The sequence below is a fragment of the Longimicrobiales bacterium genome (genome assembly GCA_035764935.1).
Taxonomy (GTDB): Bacteria; Gemmatimonadota; Gemmatimonadetes; order Longimicrobiales; family RSA9; genus DASTYK01.
In genome coordinates this window covers 1-15840 of record DASTYK010000041.1, presented here as the reverse complement: position 1 = coordinate 15840, position 15840 = coordinate 1, and the positions used below count along the sequence as shown (strand labels likewise).

The following is a 15840-nucleotide window of genomic DNA, read 5'->3' as shown; positions in this document are numbered from 1 at the left end:
CGTTTCACCGGTAATCACGGCGCCTGCCGCGGCGAGCACGCCAACTCAGCGCGCGAGTGGACCGGGAACCGCTCGCGTGCTGCTGCTGCCGCTCTCGTGTGCGGCAGTGTTGCTCGCGTTTGCACCGCTGGCCGTCGGAACGCCAGGCCTGTTCTGGGCATTCGCAGGTGCGGGCGGCCTGCTGCTCGCGTGGACCGCTGCCGTCTGGCTTCGTTCGCGCCGGAGCAGCCGGTCGCTGGCCCTCGAGGTCGTCATCCGCACGCCGCACTGGGTGCAGGCATGTGCGCAGGCTGCCGTGCTGCTGTACTGGGGGTGGCATGTCCGCTTCGTCTATGCGTTCCTGCCTCTCATCGTTGCACAGCTCGTGTTTGCCTACGGCGTCGATGCGCTGCTCAACCTTTCGCGCCGTCACCGGTACCCGATCGGGTTCGGCCCGTTTCCGGTCATCCTCAGCATCAACCTGTTCCTCTGGTTCAAGCCGGAATGGTTCGCCCTGCAGTTTGCGATGATCCTGGTCGGGTTCGCGGCCAAGGAGTTCATCCGCTGGCAGCGTGAGGGACGCTCGGCACACATCTTCAACCCGTCCTCCTTCCCGCTCGGGCTCGCGTCGATCCTGCTGATCGCGACGGCGTCCTCCGACATCACGCTGGGGACCGCCATCGCCACGACGCAGTTCTACCCGCCGCACATGTACCTCGTGATCTTCCTCGTGTCACTCCCGGGCCAGGTCCTGTTCGGGGTGGCGCGGATGACGCTGTCGGCCGTGGTCACGCTGTTCCTCATCAGTGAGGTCTACCTTCAGGTCACCGGCACTTACCTTTTCTTCGACTCGCACATCCCGCTGCCCGTTTTTCTCGGGATGCACCTCCTCTTCACCGACCCGTCCACCTCGCCGCGGACCGGCACGGGACGTGTCGCCTTCGGTGCGATCTACGGCACGGGCACCGCCGCCTTCTACGTGCTGCTCAGTGCACTCGGAGTTCCGACGTTCTACGACAAACTGCTCCCGGTGCCGCTCATGAATCTGACCGTGCGCGGGATCGACCGGCTCACTCGAGCCCCGCGGCAGGCCGTCGCGGCGGCGCCGTCGAGTGCGCGCAGAGCCCATCTCGCGTGGACCGCCGTCTGGGCCTGCGTCTTCCTGGCGCTGAGCGTCTCACGAGGTGTCGGAGACCACCATCCAGGCCAGGCACTGCCGTTCTGGGACCAGGCGTGCAGCGCTGGCAGCGAGCGCGCCTGTGACTATGTCCTGGCGATGACGGGAATTTACTGCGAGAACGGCTCCGGGTGGGCCTGCAACGAGTGGGCAATCCGCCGCCTGGAAGCGGGCGAACCGGCAGGCCAGGCGCTGGTCCGGGGGTGCAGCCTGGGCTTCACACCGGCATGTGCCGCTGCCCGCCCGGAGGGGCCCGGCGCCGTTGCCCCTGCGCGGGAAGCCCCGCGGCTCGCTGACCTGCCCATCGTGCTCAGGGGGACCAAACCGCCACTGACGGAACGTGATCCGGCACGACTCTATGCGATCGCCTGCGAGCAGGGATGGCCCGGCACCTGCGCGCAGCGGCCGGTTTCGGCCGGGTCGTGACCTGAGCCGCGGGGCGGTCACCGCCCCGGATTGCTTCTTGACAGCGCGTCGCGCGGTCGCGTATTGTCGCAGACCACCCCTATTGGTCAGTCATCAGGCGCCTGCCGTATCGAGGCGATTTCTTTCGACAGCCCCCGTGGCTGTTCGAATTCTGTTCGGAGCGCGAGCGCAACGCGCTTCAGTAGATCAGAAAACACAGCACATCTCTTCGGAGGCATCGCCATGACGATCCGCTCCGCAGTCGCCCGTGCGTTGGTATGTGTCGTGACCATGCTGTTCGCGGCATGGCCGACCTCGGCCGGGGCCCAGCAGACCACCGGTCGCATCCAGGGCACGGTAACCAGCGAGGGCTCAGGTCAACCGCTGGCCGGTGCGCAGGTCATGGTCAGTGGCACCGGCATCGGCATGCTGACCAATGCGGACGGGGTCTACATGCTGACCGGGGTGCCGGCTGGCCAGCACGTGGTCGCGGTCCAGCTGATCGGGTACGGCGGCGAGGAGCGGACGATCGACGTGACGGCCGGCCAGACGGTCACCGTCGATTTCACGCTGTCGCAGACCGCGGTGGCGCTCGACCAGATCGTCGTGACGGGCACGGCCGCGCAGGTGCGCCGCAAGGAGATCGGCAACAGCGTTGCAACGGTCGGTGCCGCGCAGATCGAGAATGTGCCGGTTGTCAATGCGAGTGACGTTCTCGCCGGCCGGGCGCCCGGGGTGACCTTCATGGCGAACAGCGGCCAGCCGGGGTCCGGGTCGACCATCAAGATCCGCGGAATCAATTCGGTGTCGCAGGACGCACAGCCACTCATCTACGTCGACGGCGTGCGCATCGCCAACCAGCCGACACGCGCCGGCTGGGGCGGTCGGGGTTTTATTTCGCCGCTGCAGGACATCGCGCCGGAGGACATCGCGCGCATCGAAATCGTGAAGGGCGCGGCTGCGACCACGCTGTACGGGACCGAGGCGTCGAACGGCGTGATCCAGGTATTCACGAAGCGGGGCGTGGCGGGTTCGGACGCGATCTGGAGCACTGAGCTCACCGCAGGTGTGAACAGTGGTGCCCGCTGGGGCACGGACGCGGATCCGAGCGAGCAGTACGTCAATTGCGGCGACACGGAGCTGCTCTACGGCTTCGACATCGACACCGGCGAGCGCGAGCCCTTCGTGGATCCGACGTGTCCGTCCGACGGCGACTGGATGCGCAACGGCGCGATCACCAATTTCGCGCTGTCGGTTCGCGGCGGGACGGGCAACATCACGTACTTCGCCTCCGGCAACTTCGGTCGCGAAGATGGCATCCTGCCGACGCAGCGCTCGACCGACGGCGGCTTCCGCGCCAACGTGACGTTCTCGCCGATGGACGAGCTCACCTTCACACTGAACAACTCCTATCAGAAGCGGGAGAGTCGGTTCGTTGCCGATGGCAACAACTCGGAGGGCTTCCTGCTGAACGTGGGGCGTGGCGCGAACAACTACCTGCGAGGCGGCAAGGCCGGTGAATGCGACGCCGTGCCCGATGGTACGACCTGTGTCACGAACGTGTACGCCTTCGAGAGCGACAATCTCGCGAGCTCGGATCACTATACGACGGGTCTGACCGCGATGTATTCGCCGACGGAGAACTTCACGCACCGCTTTACGGTGGGCTACGACTATACCCACATCAACGCCGAGACGACCCTGCCGTTCGATTATCTGACGCTGCCGGAGGGGTACTACTGGGACGAGAACACGCTCCATACCAAGGTCTCGCTCGACTACGCCGGTTCCTTCCGGAACAACTTCGGCGAATCGCTGGCATCGACGTTCTCCTGGGGCGGGCAGCTGTTCCGCGACCGGCGGCGCTGGACCGAGTTCGATGTGCAGAGCTTCGCCGGCCCCGGCGAGCCCACCCTCGAGTCGGGTGCAGAGCTGACGTATCGCGCCGACGACGTCGTGTCCGGCACGAATGCAGGCTTCTTCCTGCAGGAGCAGCTCGGCTGGCGCGACCGCCTCTTCCTTACGGGCGGCCTGCGCGTCGATGGCAACAGCGCCTTCGGTGACGACTTCGGTCTCCAGGCGTATCCGAAGGTGAGTGCGTCGTACGTGCTGTCCGACTACGACTGGTGGCCCACCGACTTCTGGGAGACGTTCAAGCTCCGCGCAGCCATTGGCGAGTCAGGCAAGGCACCGAACGCGTTCGACAAGGTCCGGACGTGGGCGCCGGTTTCCGGCGACGATGGCGAGCCCGGGTTCACGCCGCTGGACATCGGCAATGACAAGGTCGGCCCGGAGCGGACACGCGAGATCGAAGCGGGCTTCGATGCCAGCTTCTTCGACGGTCGCCTCGGCGCGGAGTTCACGGCCTTCCACGCGCGTACGATCGACGCGCTCGTGCCGGTCGTGTACCCGCCGTCGCAGGGCTTCCTGGCGTCACGCAACGAGAACGTCGGCGAGATGGTGAACAAGGGCGTCGAGTTCGCCCTCACGGCCGGCCTGCTGCGCACGACCAACCTGGACTGGCAGGTCCGCTTCAACGGCACGCTGTTCGACAGCGAGGTCATCGACCTGGACGACGGCGATCCGGACACCACGCGCATCTACACCGGCCTCAACTCCTATCTGATCGAGGGGCAGCCGGGGCCCGTGTACGTGAACGACCGGGTGATGAACCCGAATGAGATCGGCGCACCCGTAGTCACCGATACGATCATCGGGCTCGTGTATCCGAATCGGCTGCTCGGCCTGGGGACGACGATCACGTTCTTCCAGCGGCTCACGCTGGATGCACTGGCTGAGTTCCAGGGCGGTCACGTCGTACAGAACTACACAGGCTACCAGAGCGGACGCCGGGGTGCATGGCACCCGTGCTTCGCGATCCAGGAGAAGATCTGGGCGTACACGGAAGAAGGCGATGCCTCGGCCCTCGATGGCGTGAGTGCGATCGACCGTGCGCGCTGTGCCTACATCGGCCAGAACAACGAGGATGCCCAGACGGTCGGTGCCAGCGTTGGTTTCTGGACCGAAAAGGGCGACTTCCTCAAGATGCGCTACATCTCGCTGACGTACGACATCCCGGAGCGCTTCATCCGCTTCGCCGACCAGGCGAGCATCACGCTCTCGGCGCGCAATCTGTTCACGATCACCGACTACACCGGTGCGGATCCCGAAATGACCGATGCAGCGGATGCTTCCGGCAATCAGCCGGGCGGTGGTGAGTTCGGCCGTCGCGATTACTACCAGATTCCGCCGGCGCGCGCGTTCCTGATGGCGCTGCGCTTCACGTTCTGAGACCGGGAGACGAGATCGATGTCGAACGCAACGAACCTGCTTCGCGCGGCCGCACTCATCGTCCTGGTCCCGCTGGCTGCCTGTGACATCTTCGAGACGGAGGCGCCCGGCCGTATCGCGGATGAGAACCTCGACAACCGCGCCGCGATTTCCGGCCTGGTCGTCGGCATGTCCTACGACCTCGCACAGGCGATGGACGGCCTGCTCGAGGCCTGGGTGCCGCTCGCGGCCGGCGAGCTGTTCCATGGCGGGAGCTACGACTGGGCGGACGTTCCGAGTGGAACGATCCTGCCCGAGGACGTCGACGGCATCTGGGGCACCATGCACCAGGCGCGCTGGGTCGCCGAACAGGGAATCGTCCGCATCGAGGGCATCCTCGAAGATACGCCGGGGGCATTCGAGAGCTCGCCTTTCGTCGCACGTGCGTACCTGCTCGCCGGCTTCGCGAATCGCACTCTCGGCGAGAACGTGTGCGAGACAGCGATCGACGGCGGCGGACGCGAGCCGCACACCGTCCACTTCGAACGCGCCATCGACCAGTTCACCCAGGCGATCGCCATCGGCCAGGCGGCAGGCAGCGACGACGTGGTCACGGCCGCGTACGCCGGTCGCGCCAGCGTGCGCGCCTGGCTCGGCGACTGGGCGGGTGCGGTCCAGGACGCGCAGCAGGTGCCCGTCGACTTCTCCTACGTTTCGATGCTGTCAGCGGATGGCGAGAGCAACCAGATCGCGTACGAGACGCACGACCGGTTCGAGTACACGGTCTTCGACACCGAGTGGGCCGACCATCCGGATGATCCACGCGCACCCTGGATCATCGTGTACGAGGATGACGGCTCCGTGGCCGTAGGCGCGAACGGCAGCACACCGCACTACCAGCAGAAGAAGTACACGAGCACGGAAGACGACGTACCCCTCGTGTCCGGCACCGAGATGCTGGTGCTGCGGGCAGAGGCCGCGCTGCGGAACTCGGACATCCCCGGTGCCTTCCTGCTGCTCAACGAGGCTCGCGCCCACTACGGAATGGACCCGCTCGTGCCACCGCTCACGCTGGAGGATGCGTGGAGCATCCTGCACGTCGAGCGGGGCGCCACAACGTGGCTCGAGAACCGTCGGCTGTGGGACCTGCGCCGCTGGTTTGCCGAGAGCGGTCCCGCGCACCATGACTTCCTGGCCAATCGGGATCAGTGCATTCCGATCAGCCAGGAGGAGCTGAACACCAACGACAGCCTGCGTGGATGAGTCGCTCTTCACTGCGGGAACCAGTACCTGCGGGGGCGGCGAACGCCGCCCCCGTCTGCAGTGGCGGTCGAGCCCGGATGGCCTGCGCGATCATTCTCCTGGGCTCGCTGGCGAGCAGCGGCTGCTACAGCTATTTCCTCATCGACCCGCTCGAGGCTGACCCCGGCCTGGACGTGCGCGCGCGGATCACGTCCGAGGAGTCGGCACGGCTCGAGGACCTCGTCGGGCTGCAGGATCGCGTGATCCAGGGCGAAGTCGTGGACGTCGAGCCGGCCGCACTGGTGCTCTCGATCCCGTCCGTGATTCCCGAGCCCGGCACCGCGCCAGCTCGACTCCACCGGCGCATTACGCTCTCCAATGCGGCCATCCTGGAGCTCGAGGAGCGTCGGCTGAGCCGCTGGCGTACGTTCTCCCTCGTCGGCCTCGCAGCGGCCGTCGCCGGCTACGTCGTGCTCACGCAGTTCGGCGACGAGGATGGCACTCCGGGCACGGACAAGCCGAATCCGAACAACTAGGTGCGCCCCGGTTCGCATATGAGCCGACCGGCCCCATCGCGATGCCTCGATCCGATCATTGCGGCGCACCCTGTTGCCGGCTTGCCTGCGCCTGGCGAGCCGCACCCCTCCTGGCAAGGCTTGCAGAAGCGCTCACCGTGCTTCGCCACACCGGTATCTGCATGTGCTCGCTGCCCGATTTCAGCTGCCGGGCGTTGCTGCCATCGGCATCGGCAACGAACACTGCGTTGGTGCCCGTCGGGCGGGCCACGAACAGCACACGGGCGTCTACATCCACGCTTAGACCGGCGGCGACGATGCCCGAGACCTCTCCCGTGAAGCGGCGCGTCGCGCCATCCTCCACGCTCATGGAATACAGCGACTCGTCGGCGCCCTGCAGTCCGTTGAAGAGGATGGTCCTGCCATCGGGCAGCCATGCCGCGGTGATCGCAATGATCGAATCCGGTGTGGTCGCTACGATCTCACCCGACTGTCCGTCCAGGATGAGGAGTTGCTGCGGGGAGTACGCGACGACGGCAATGTAATCACCGTCGGGAGACCACACGGGGAAATCGATGCGGCGGGGAAACTGTGCGATTTCGCGCAGCTCGCGGGTTGCGACGGCATAGCTGTTCAGCGCGTGCTCGGAGCGCACGAACACGATCTCGCTGCCATCCGGTGACCAGGCAGGATGCTGATCCAGCTCACTCGTGGTGTTCGGGACGAAGTCCAGTGGCGCCAACGTCGCCGCATCGAGCAGAACGACATCGATCTGCTCGACCCCGTCGGTGCACGAGCCGTATTGGACTGCGATCAGGTCCCCGGATGGTGACCACTGGGAGTTTCCGACGGAGCTCGGCCCGATCAGCACCTGCTGCACGCTGCCGTCCAGGCCCACACGCCGGGTCTCGCACCGATCCCCGATCCAGCGGTCGACGAGCAGAAAGCGGCCATCGGGCGACCAGTCGCGCGGTATGTCCCAGCCACCCTGCGAAAGGGTCTGTTCGGCGCCGTGCTCGTCGAGGTACAGCACGTCCTGCCGCTCCTGCGAGAACCAGCGCGCCCAGGCGAACTGGCCGACGCAGTCGACGGCAAGGCTGACCTCAGCCGCCTGCCCGGACAGCGTTACGGAGATCTCGTCCGGCACGGCGACACAGTGTTCGGCGAGGCCGGTCAGGCGGACCAGGTAAGTACCGGCGCCGAGTTCGTCGAGAACGACGGCATCGCCCGGATCGGCGGGAACGGAGCGCCGGCTGCCGGACGCCTGGTTCGTGACCTCGATGATCACGCCGTCGCCATCCGAGCTGTTTCCGCTTTGAGTCACTGCCACTCGCAGCTCAGCGGTCGCAGGCGTGGTCGGCGAGTCGCCGCAGGCGACTGGTGCGAGCGCGGCGGCGAGGCACAGGAAACGGATCACAAGGCCGCTGCAGGTCGAATGAACCACCGGGAGATTGCGCGTCATGGCGAGTCGAGTTGTCGAATGGAGGCCGGGCTGGTGCGGGAGTGTCGCGGGTGCGAAACCCACTCCAGTATTGGCATCAGGCGAACGGCGGCGCAACGACGACGTGGGACGTGGCCTACCAGGTCCTCCGATCCAGCTGCATTCGCCCGCGAACCAACAGGTAGCCCGTGAGTGAGAGGAAGGTGAAGCCCGCCCCCGCCAGGAACGTGGCCGCCGGTCCGTAGGCACTCCAGAGCGCGCCGGCAATGATGCTTGCCGCCAGCATGGCGATCCCGATCGCGAGGTTGAAGAGCCCGAAGGCGGTGCCGCGCAGCATGGGTGGCGCAGTGTCCGCGACGAGCGTGGCGAAAAGGCCCTGTGTGAGGCCCATGTGCAGCCCCCAGAGTGCCGTGCCGACGAGCGTTGTCGCGATCGTCCCGCCGAGCGCGAGCACCAGGTCGGCAGCAATCAGGAATCCAAGTCCGACGATCAGCACGCCGCCACGCCCTAGCCGGTCGGCCGCCGCGCCGGCCGGGTAGGCCGAGAGCGCGTACACCGCGTTCATCACGACCATGACCAGCGGCACCATGGCCACGCTCAGCCCGACGTCCTGCGCCCGCAGCACCAGGAATGCCTCGCTGAAGCGTGCAAGCGTCAGCACCGCCGCCAGGGCGACGACGACCCAGAATCGAGCTCCCAGGCGACCCGCGTCCGCCAGGCGCGGTCTCGGTTGCGAAACCGCGCGGTGCGACCTCGGCTCCTCGACCCCCAGGACGAGCAGTGCCACCGCCACCGCGGCCGGCACCGCCGCGATCCAGAACACGGTACGGAACGCGTTCGCAGTCACGGACATGAGCGCGATGGCCGCGAGCGGTCCAATGAAGGCACCCACGGTGTCGAGCGACTGCCGCAGTCCGAAGCTCGCCCCGCGCACGTCCTCCGGAGCGAGGTCGGCCACGAGCGCGTCGCGCGGTGCACCGCGGATCCCTTTCCCGACGCGGTCGAGAAAGCGCGCCGCGACGACCCAGCCCACCGTGGTGGCGAGTGCGAAGATGGGCTTCGTGATCGCGGCGAGCCCGTAGCCGGCCACGGCCAGCAGCTTGCGCCGCCCCATCCAGTCGGACAGTGCGCCGGAGAAGACCTTGGTAATGTTGGCCGTCGCCTCCGCCACGCCTTCGATGAATCCGACGGTGAGCGTGGATGCACCCAGTGCCGTCACGAGGTAGACCGGCAGGAGGGCGTGGATCATCTCGGAGGAAATGTCCATGAAGAGGCTGACGAGCCCCAGCACCCAGATGCTGCGCGGGATCTGTCGAACGTTGGAGGCGTGCCGGCCGGGTGAGTCGGTCATGTCATGACGTCGCGGGCGGCAGGCAGCCAGGCCGCGGCGCCTAGCTGCGCGCGGTTCGCAAGGGCATCAGTTCCCGCGCCGCGACCAGATGACAATCGCCCCGCACATCGAGCCCGCCCCTCCAAACTGTCCAGGTAATTCGGAAGCCCCTCGATACATTTCGATCAGCTCGATCCCGCTCGGATGCAGGCGGTTGACTTCATCGAATGCCTCGCGCATCGCTTGATCCGAGCGCCTGCTGCTCACCCGAGTCACCTCAACCCCGTCCACGAATACGGCTGGTGCGCACTCATTCCGAAAGTATAGGCGCCCACCCTGGACACCGCTCCCCTGAGTGATTACATGCACACCGCTTTGATCGCGAAGCATATCCGTGATTACGCGCGGTGTTCGACGGCGAATCGCGAGGGTATCCAAAAAAATGCCGGTTTGGTGCGCGCGTCTCCAATAGGCATCGGCCAGCAGCCCACGCCGGCGTGTGGTTACCACGATCGGCTCCAGCGTCGTGATGCCGAGGCGGATCTCGAGCTGCACAACGTCGCCGGGGGGCACATATAGTGTGTCGTAAACGGTGGCAAATCCGACGTGACTGACCTGCAGGTATAACATCGGGGAGCGCGTTTCGAACCGAAACGTGCCTCGTTGGTCCGTGGTGACAGCGGAACTGCTCTGCATGTCGACGATCCGTGCTCCTGGTACCGGTGCGTTGGAATCGTCGCTGAGGACTACCCCCCAGACCCGGCCGGGCGCATCCGACCCCGGTATGCGCTCGAGTGCATGCGCGAGCGCTGCAGACTGACGCGCCTCCACCTCCGCGACCGAGTCGGCGGCGAGCCGCGCCTGGATAGACTCGGTGAGCACGGTGTCTGTAGAGACTGAGTGATCAGTCGATGGAAGGGCTACCGAAAGTCGCATGACCTCCCCGGCGCTCAAGCCAACGTGCCGAACTGCGACCCGAGCGCCGTGTGTCACCTCAATCAGGGCTTCCTCGCGAACGTCACAGAATGCAAAGCGACCAGCGGCATCCGTACGGACCTCGACGATTCTGCCGCCGGGTTCCTGTGCGGTCGCAATTGCAAATGGGACGGGCATCCGGTTGGCGAGCACGCGTCCCAACACGCTTCCCGTGCTGTTCCTCCGGGCTTCCGTACCACACTGTTGGCTGAAGTATGCCAGGCGAGGAAGCTCACGGAGCACAATCACTGTGTCTGCGTTGGAAACCTCCAGGTCTATCACGTCGGCGAATTCGCCACTGCGGTCACCATCGCGTATCCAGCTGATCACATGCTGCCCCGGCAGCATGTGGGACAACGCGAACGCACCGTGCTGGTCTGTGCGAGCCGATCGGTTCGTGCCAGCCACATACACCAACGCGTCAGGAAGTGGCTCGCCCTCCGCCGAGAGCAACGTCCCGGATACCGTTGCATTGGGGGCGGTGATGTTGCGAGGCCGGCCGCGCAGCCGGGATGATTGTACCTGGCCTCCCGATTCGCGTATCAGCGCAACCTGCGCCGTTTCCCTCCCGTTCATTATGGCGAATCTGGGCATTCTCACGTACCATCGGGACACGATCGATGCCCCGTTCTCGATTCGGTCGAACTCTACCACTCCGCCGGAGCTCAGGTCATAACCACCGTCAGGCGCGCTGGTATACGCGTACTCCAGTTCGCTGAGTGCACCGCTTTCACGATCAAGCCAGAGTGTGCCTCGGATTCCGGCGGCACCTCCGAAGGGCTCGAATGCCAGGCCGACACGCTCTTCGTCTCTCGTCGAGTGGAAACAGTACGTTTCGAGGAACACCTCAGAGAGCAGCACATTGGCGTCAGGTACGTGGTATGTCGTAACGGAACCTTCTCTGCGGATGAAGCCCTTCTGAAGCAGCTCGAGTGGCGGACCACTGATGAATGGGAGCGCCTGCATCACGGTGCGCTCCGATAGTTCCTCGGAGCGGATGCGGCCGGTGGCGGGGTCAAGGTCTCGCTCCCAGAGCAGCAGGCGAAACGTGGCGAGCCACGCCTCATCCAGCAGAGAAACGCTGAGGAGCGTCTTGCGAGCTTCATCCCACAGTCGCTGGACCGAGATCGGTGCATCAGACCGGACCGAACAGCGTCGCTCCGCCGCAACACTCAGCGTTGTCAGCGAGATTGGCTCGGCCGGTACGACAACCTCGCGGAACACGGGGCTCCCACCAGACACCAGGAAGGGCGCTGTGTTGATTGTGGCCAGGCCTATCCGCTCGACCCTCAAACGATAGCGACCCGCCTTCGCGCCCGTCAGGCGGAACAAACCATCCGGGCCGGTGAGAGTCTGACCCGTAACAACCTGCGTGGAATCATCAACCAGCTCGATGATCGCGGCGGCGACGGGCTCCCCAGTCTCCTGTTGCACGACCCGGCCGCTGATCTCCTGCGCCGCAAGTGAGGCGACATTGACAAGACTTGTTACCGCCCCGGCGATCAGTGCGCTTCGTGTCAGCAACGGGCGCCCAGACTTGCGAGAGTTCACCATAAAATCCTGCAAATCACGGCGTGGTAACACTCAGATGGATCGCAAGGAGCGCGACGTGGGCTTCTCCGTATCAGGCAACTGCCTGCACGCCCAGCTTGCGGCGGCGCAATGCTTCATCAGTGCGCAAGCGAAGTGAGAAAAATGGCCGCTTGTTTGTGGCGACTGCCGTACGGCCTCTCGGGGCATCGGAGGACCGCGACTGCGAGCTGCGACTGCAAGCTGCGGGCACGACGCTGGGCTGGAGGTTGGTGCCAGCTACGACAGTTTGAACGCCGTGCGGTGATGGTCAAGTGTTTCGGGTAGTCTTCGTCGTTGTTGTGTTTCACCAGTCGGGTTCAAGTTGCCTCAGCAGATCCATCCAGCTGTTGCCGGGGCTCGCTTGCGAGAATCGGCGGCCCCGCAGATGCCCGGTGAACCGAGCCTTGCTCTCGCTTCCGGGTGATCGCGATGTTGGCGTTGTCGTCGGCAGGCGCGCGTGAGTGGCAGAGGCTTCGACGGATATCCTGAGCGCTTCCTGTCCCCGCGCACACGGGTGTGTCGGCGGCGATGCGATTTCCGCCTGCGCTGATCCTCTGGTGATTTCTGGCAATCTGTTTAGAAAACAGACGAGGCCTGACTCCGCAAAGCGTTGTCAGGCCTCGTCATAGACAGTCGGGACGGCCGGATTTGAACCGGCGACCCCCTGAACCCCATTCAGGTGCGCTACCGGGCTGCGCCACGTCCCGAGTTGTGGCTACAAGCTAGTTTAGCCTTTTCCCGCAAGCAACCCGAAACGTACGCGGCCGCGTGTGCCGGTCCGGCGCGCAGGAGAACACACGGCTTCCCACATGCTCCGCCGAATCGCGCGGGGGCCTCCGCACCCGGCAGAAGCCCCCGCCGTGCCGCCTCGCACATCCTGCTATCGGTCCCGCGACCTGCTGTCAGCGGCTGCTCACACCTGGACCGCGCCCGAGCATGATCTCGAATGGCCCCACGCCGTGCAGCTGCACGATGGTTTCGCCCGTCGCGCCGCCGCTGTGCGCCATTTCGGCCGGAATGTACAGGTAGTCACCGGGCTGGTACGTGTTCAGCGGCCCGGTCTCACTGCCTTCCATTGCCAGGTGGAATGTCCCACTGATCACCGTCAGGTGCTCGGCCACGGGATGCCAGTGGGCCGGGAACTGGTAGCCGTCGGGGAAGCGCAGCCGCAGCGTGTACGGCTCTCCGGCGGCGGACGGGTCACCGTGAATGACGGCGATCATCATCCCGGGGGCGAATCCCTCGACGTCTGCCGGTGCCCACTCCAGCGATGCGGCCTCGGTGGCGTGCATGCTGTCCTGCGCCGCAGCAGGAAGGGCCATCAGGCCCGTGAGGAGGAGCGCGGTGGGTGTGGTGATGCGGAGCATGGGGGAGACTTCCTCTGCCCGTAAGCCGCTCGCGACTGCAGCGCTGGCCCGGGGGAGCTGCGTCGAATGCGAGTGGCTCCAGAGCAGTGCAGGAGTGTGCAGCGCACTTGGGCCAACGTGCATCGATGCAGTCCGGATACCTCCCAGTCAAGAGCGACGCTCGGGTTCGGGATGGCCGCCCGGCCACATGTGTCTTGACGCGCTCGACGGCACCGCATATTGCTCCTCAACGCATCCACTCCCCGTCCCGGCCCGGTTAGCCATGATCCAGTCGCATGCGAAGCGCGCGCGGGCGCGGCGTCGCCGTTTCTGCATCGCCCCCGCCCTGGTGTTGCTCGCGACCGGTGCAGCAGCGCCCGTGCTGGCCCAGAGCTCCGAGCCGTTCCGTCAGAATCGCGCGGACGTGTCAGGCCGCAGCGGTGCCGTCGTCGCGGGTCACCCGCTCGCGGCTGCCGCCGGCTACCAGGTGCTCCGCCGCGGCGGAAACGCCGTCGACGCCGCCGTCACGATGGCTGCCGTGCTCGCCGTCGTGCGGCCGCACATGAACGGTGTCGGCGGCGACGCGTTCGCGCTGTTCTACGAAGCATCGACCAGGCGAATCACCGGTCTGAACGGGAGTGGCCGCGCCGGCGCACTCGCCACCCCGGATTTGTTTGCGCAACGCGGTCTCGACGAAGTGCCTGACAACGGTGCACTCACGATCACCGTCCCCGGCGCCGTGTCCGCCTGGACCGCCGCGCTCGAGCGTTACGGCACCATCACGCTCGCGGATGCGCTCGCGCCCGCGATCGAGCTTGCCGAAAACGGCTGGGTGGTCACCGCGACGCTGCAGCGCGACATCGCAGAGGCGGTGCAGCGACTGAATGACGGCGGTCGCGCGATCTTTGCGCCCGGCGGTGAGCTGCCCGCGGTAGGTGCCGTGCTGCGCAACCCCGCGCTCGCCCGCACGCTGCGCACCATTGCCGAGGGCGGCGCCGATGCGTTCTATCGCGGCAGCATCGCCGAACAGCTCGCGCGCTTCGTCGAAGCCGAAGGCGGCTACCTGCGCGTCGACGACTTCCGTCAGCATCAGCCCCAGTGGGTCGAGCCGCTCTCGGCGCAGCTTGCCGGCGGGCGTCGCGCCTGGGCCATGCCGCCGAACAGCCAGGGCTTCGTGCAGCTCTCTCAGCTCGCCATGAGCGAGCACTACGATCTCGCGCAGATGCAGCACAACTCCGCGGAGTATCTGCACACGCTGATCGAGATCAAGAAGCTCGCATTTGCCGATCGCGATCGCTGGCTCGCCGATCCGGCGTTCGCGCCGCCACCACTCGATCGCCTGCTCGAGGGCGAATACCTGCGTCGTCGCGCAACGCTCGTCGGCACGCGCGCGGCGGAGCGTGTGCCCGCCGGTGTGGGAGCGCCGATGCAGGTGGAGCCCGCGAGCGGTGACGGTGACACGGTCTACCTCATGGCCGTCGACGCCAGGGGCAACGCCGTGAGCTGGATCCAGAGCCTCTTCTCGACCTTCGGCTCGGGCCTCGTCGATCCGCAGACCGGCATCGTGCTGCAGAACCGCGGCGCCGGCTTCACGCTGGACCGAAACCATCCCAACGTGATCGCGCCCGGCAAACGACCGTTCCACACGCTGACGCCGCTCCTCGTCACGGACGGCAACAACGACCTTCGCCTCACCATCGGCACGCCGGGCGGTCACGGCCAGTCACAGTTCCTCACGCAGGTCTACCACAACGTCTTCACCTTCGGCATGTCGCCGCAGCAGGCGGTCGAGGCGGCACGCTACATTCACGACGGCGGCCTGCGCGTGCGCATCGAGCGCGGCGTCCGCGACGAGGTCGTCGATGCCCTCGCCGCACGCGGCCACGACCTGTCCGTGATCAGTGGCTGGAACGCGACGTTCGGCGGCGTACAGCTCATCCTGATCGATCCCGCTTCCGGCGCCCGCCGCACCGGCGCGGACCCGCGCCGCGAGGCGTACGGACTGGCCTACTGATCAGGCGCGTTTTCCGCCGCGTACGTCCCCAGCTCCCGCAGCAGCGCGACCGCCTCGCGCTTCTGATCGAGCGTGAGCCCCGCCATCGCGCGCTCCAGCGCCTCCGCATGCGCCGGGAAGATCGCCGCCATCAGCTGGCGCCCCTGCGGGGTCAGCGACGCGTAGCGCACCCGCCGATCCGTCTCACACGGCCTCCGCTCGACGTACCCCTGCTCGGCCAGCCGGTCCACCAGGTACGTCATGCCACCACTCGTGACCAGGATCCGCTTCTGCAGGTCGCCCAGCGGCATGTCACCACGGTGATAGAGCGCTTCCATCACGGCGAACTCGACGACCGTGAGGCCATGTCGTGCGACGTCCGCTTCCGCATGCTGCCGGAGCGCCGCCACCGTGCGGTTCAGCACCACGAACAGCTTGAGCGCTGCATCCCGGTTCGTTCGCATTCGATCCCTCCAGGTTCCGGACCCCGCGCACGGTCCAACTGACCGACAGCCGGCGGGCTCCCTCCGCTTCAATAAAGACTTGACTATACTCTCGCTCGCATATATCTTAGTACTAAGATAATCAAAGCAGA

10 protein-coding genes and 1 tRNA gene are annotated in these 15840 nt (G+C 66.1%); 5 read left to right on the top strand and 6 right to left on the bottom strand.

The window, feature by feature from the left end:
- The first annotated feature begins 76 nt into the window (after positions 1-76).
- The 4 genes from VFU06_03110 to VFU06_03095 all read left to right on the top strand — a co-directional run bounded on the left by VFU06_03110 (position 77) and on the right by VFU06_03095 (position 6609).
- Positions 77-1582: a hypothetical protein gene (locus VFU06_03110; GenBank protein HEU5208376.1), complete on the top strand. Its 1506-nt coding sequence runs from the start codon at positions 77-79 to the stop codon at positions 1580-1582.
- Between the two features lie 222 nt (positions 1583-1804).
- Positions 1805-4852 (top strand): SusC/RagA family TonB-linked outer membrane protein, encoded by a 3048-nt coding sequence (locus VFU06_03105; GenBank protein ID HEU5208375.1) that lies wholly within the window; start codon positions 1805-1807, stop codon positions 4850-4852.
- Positions 4853-4870: 18 nt separating this feature from the next.
- The gene (locus tag VFU06_03100) at positions 4871-6094 is read left to right on the top strand and encodes a RagB/SusD family nutrient uptake outer membrane protein (protein HEU5208374.1); all 1224 of its coding nucleotides are present in this window, start codon (positions 4871-4873) and stop codon (positions 6092-6094) included.
- Positions 6095-6171: 77 nt separating this feature from the next.
- Positions 6172-6609 (top strand): hypothetical protein, encoded by a 438-nt coding sequence (locus tag VFU06_03095; protein HEU5208373.1) that lies wholly within the window; start codon positions 6172-6174, stop codon positions 6607-6609.
- A 55-nt stretch (positions 6610-6664) separates the two neighbouring features.
- Here VFU06_03095 and VFU06_03090 read toward each other — a convergent pair whose 3' ends face one another.
- From VFU06_03090 to VFU06_03070, 5 genes are all read right to left on the bottom strand, one after another.
- On the bottom strand, positions 6665-8050 hold the full coding sequence (locus tag VFU06_03090; GenBank protein HEU5208372.1) for a hypothetical protein: 1386 nt from the start codon (positions 8048-8050) through the stop codon (positions 6665-6667).
- Between the two features lie 115 nt (positions 8051-8165).
- Complete coding sequence (locus VFU06_03085; protein ID HEU5208371.1) at positions 8166-9380, bottom strand: MFS transporter; 1215 nt, start codon at positions 9378-9380, stop codon at positions 8166-8168.
- A 66-nt stretch (positions 9381-9446) separates the two neighbouring features.
- Complete coding sequence (locus VFU06_03080) at positions 9447-11888, bottom strand: carboxypeptidase regulatory-like domain-containing protein (GenBank protein HEU5208370.1); 2442 nt, start codon at positions 11886-11888, stop codon at positions 9447-9449.
- A gap of 651 nt (positions 11889-12539) precedes the next feature.
- Positions 12540-12613, bottom strand: a tRNA-Pro gene (locus VFU06_03075).
- A gap of 195 nt (positions 12614-12808) precedes the next feature.
- On the bottom strand, positions 12809-13273 hold the full coding sequence (locus VFU06_03070) for a cupin domain-containing protein (GenBank protein ID HEU5208369.1): 465 nt from the start codon (positions 13271-13273) through the stop codon (positions 12809-12811).
- A 262-nt stretch (positions 13274-13535) separates the two neighbouring features.
- Here VFU06_03070 and ggt point away from each other — a divergent pair, with 262 nt between their 5' ends.
- On the top strand, positions 13536-15266 hold the full coding sequence (ggt, locus tag VFU06_03065; protein ID HEU5208368.1) for a gamma-glutamyltransferase: 1731 nt from the start codon (positions 13536-13538) through the stop codon (positions 15264-15266).
- On the opposite strand, the gene VFU06_03060 is transcribed toward ggt, so the two are convergent.
- Entirely contained in the window at positions 15260-15709 is a 450-nt protein-coding gene (locus tag VFU06_03060; protein HEU5208367.1) for a MarR family transcriptional regulator, read from the bottom strand. The genes ggt and VFU06_03060 overlap by 7 nt on opposite strands.
- Positions 15710-15840: the final 131 nt, after the last annotated feature.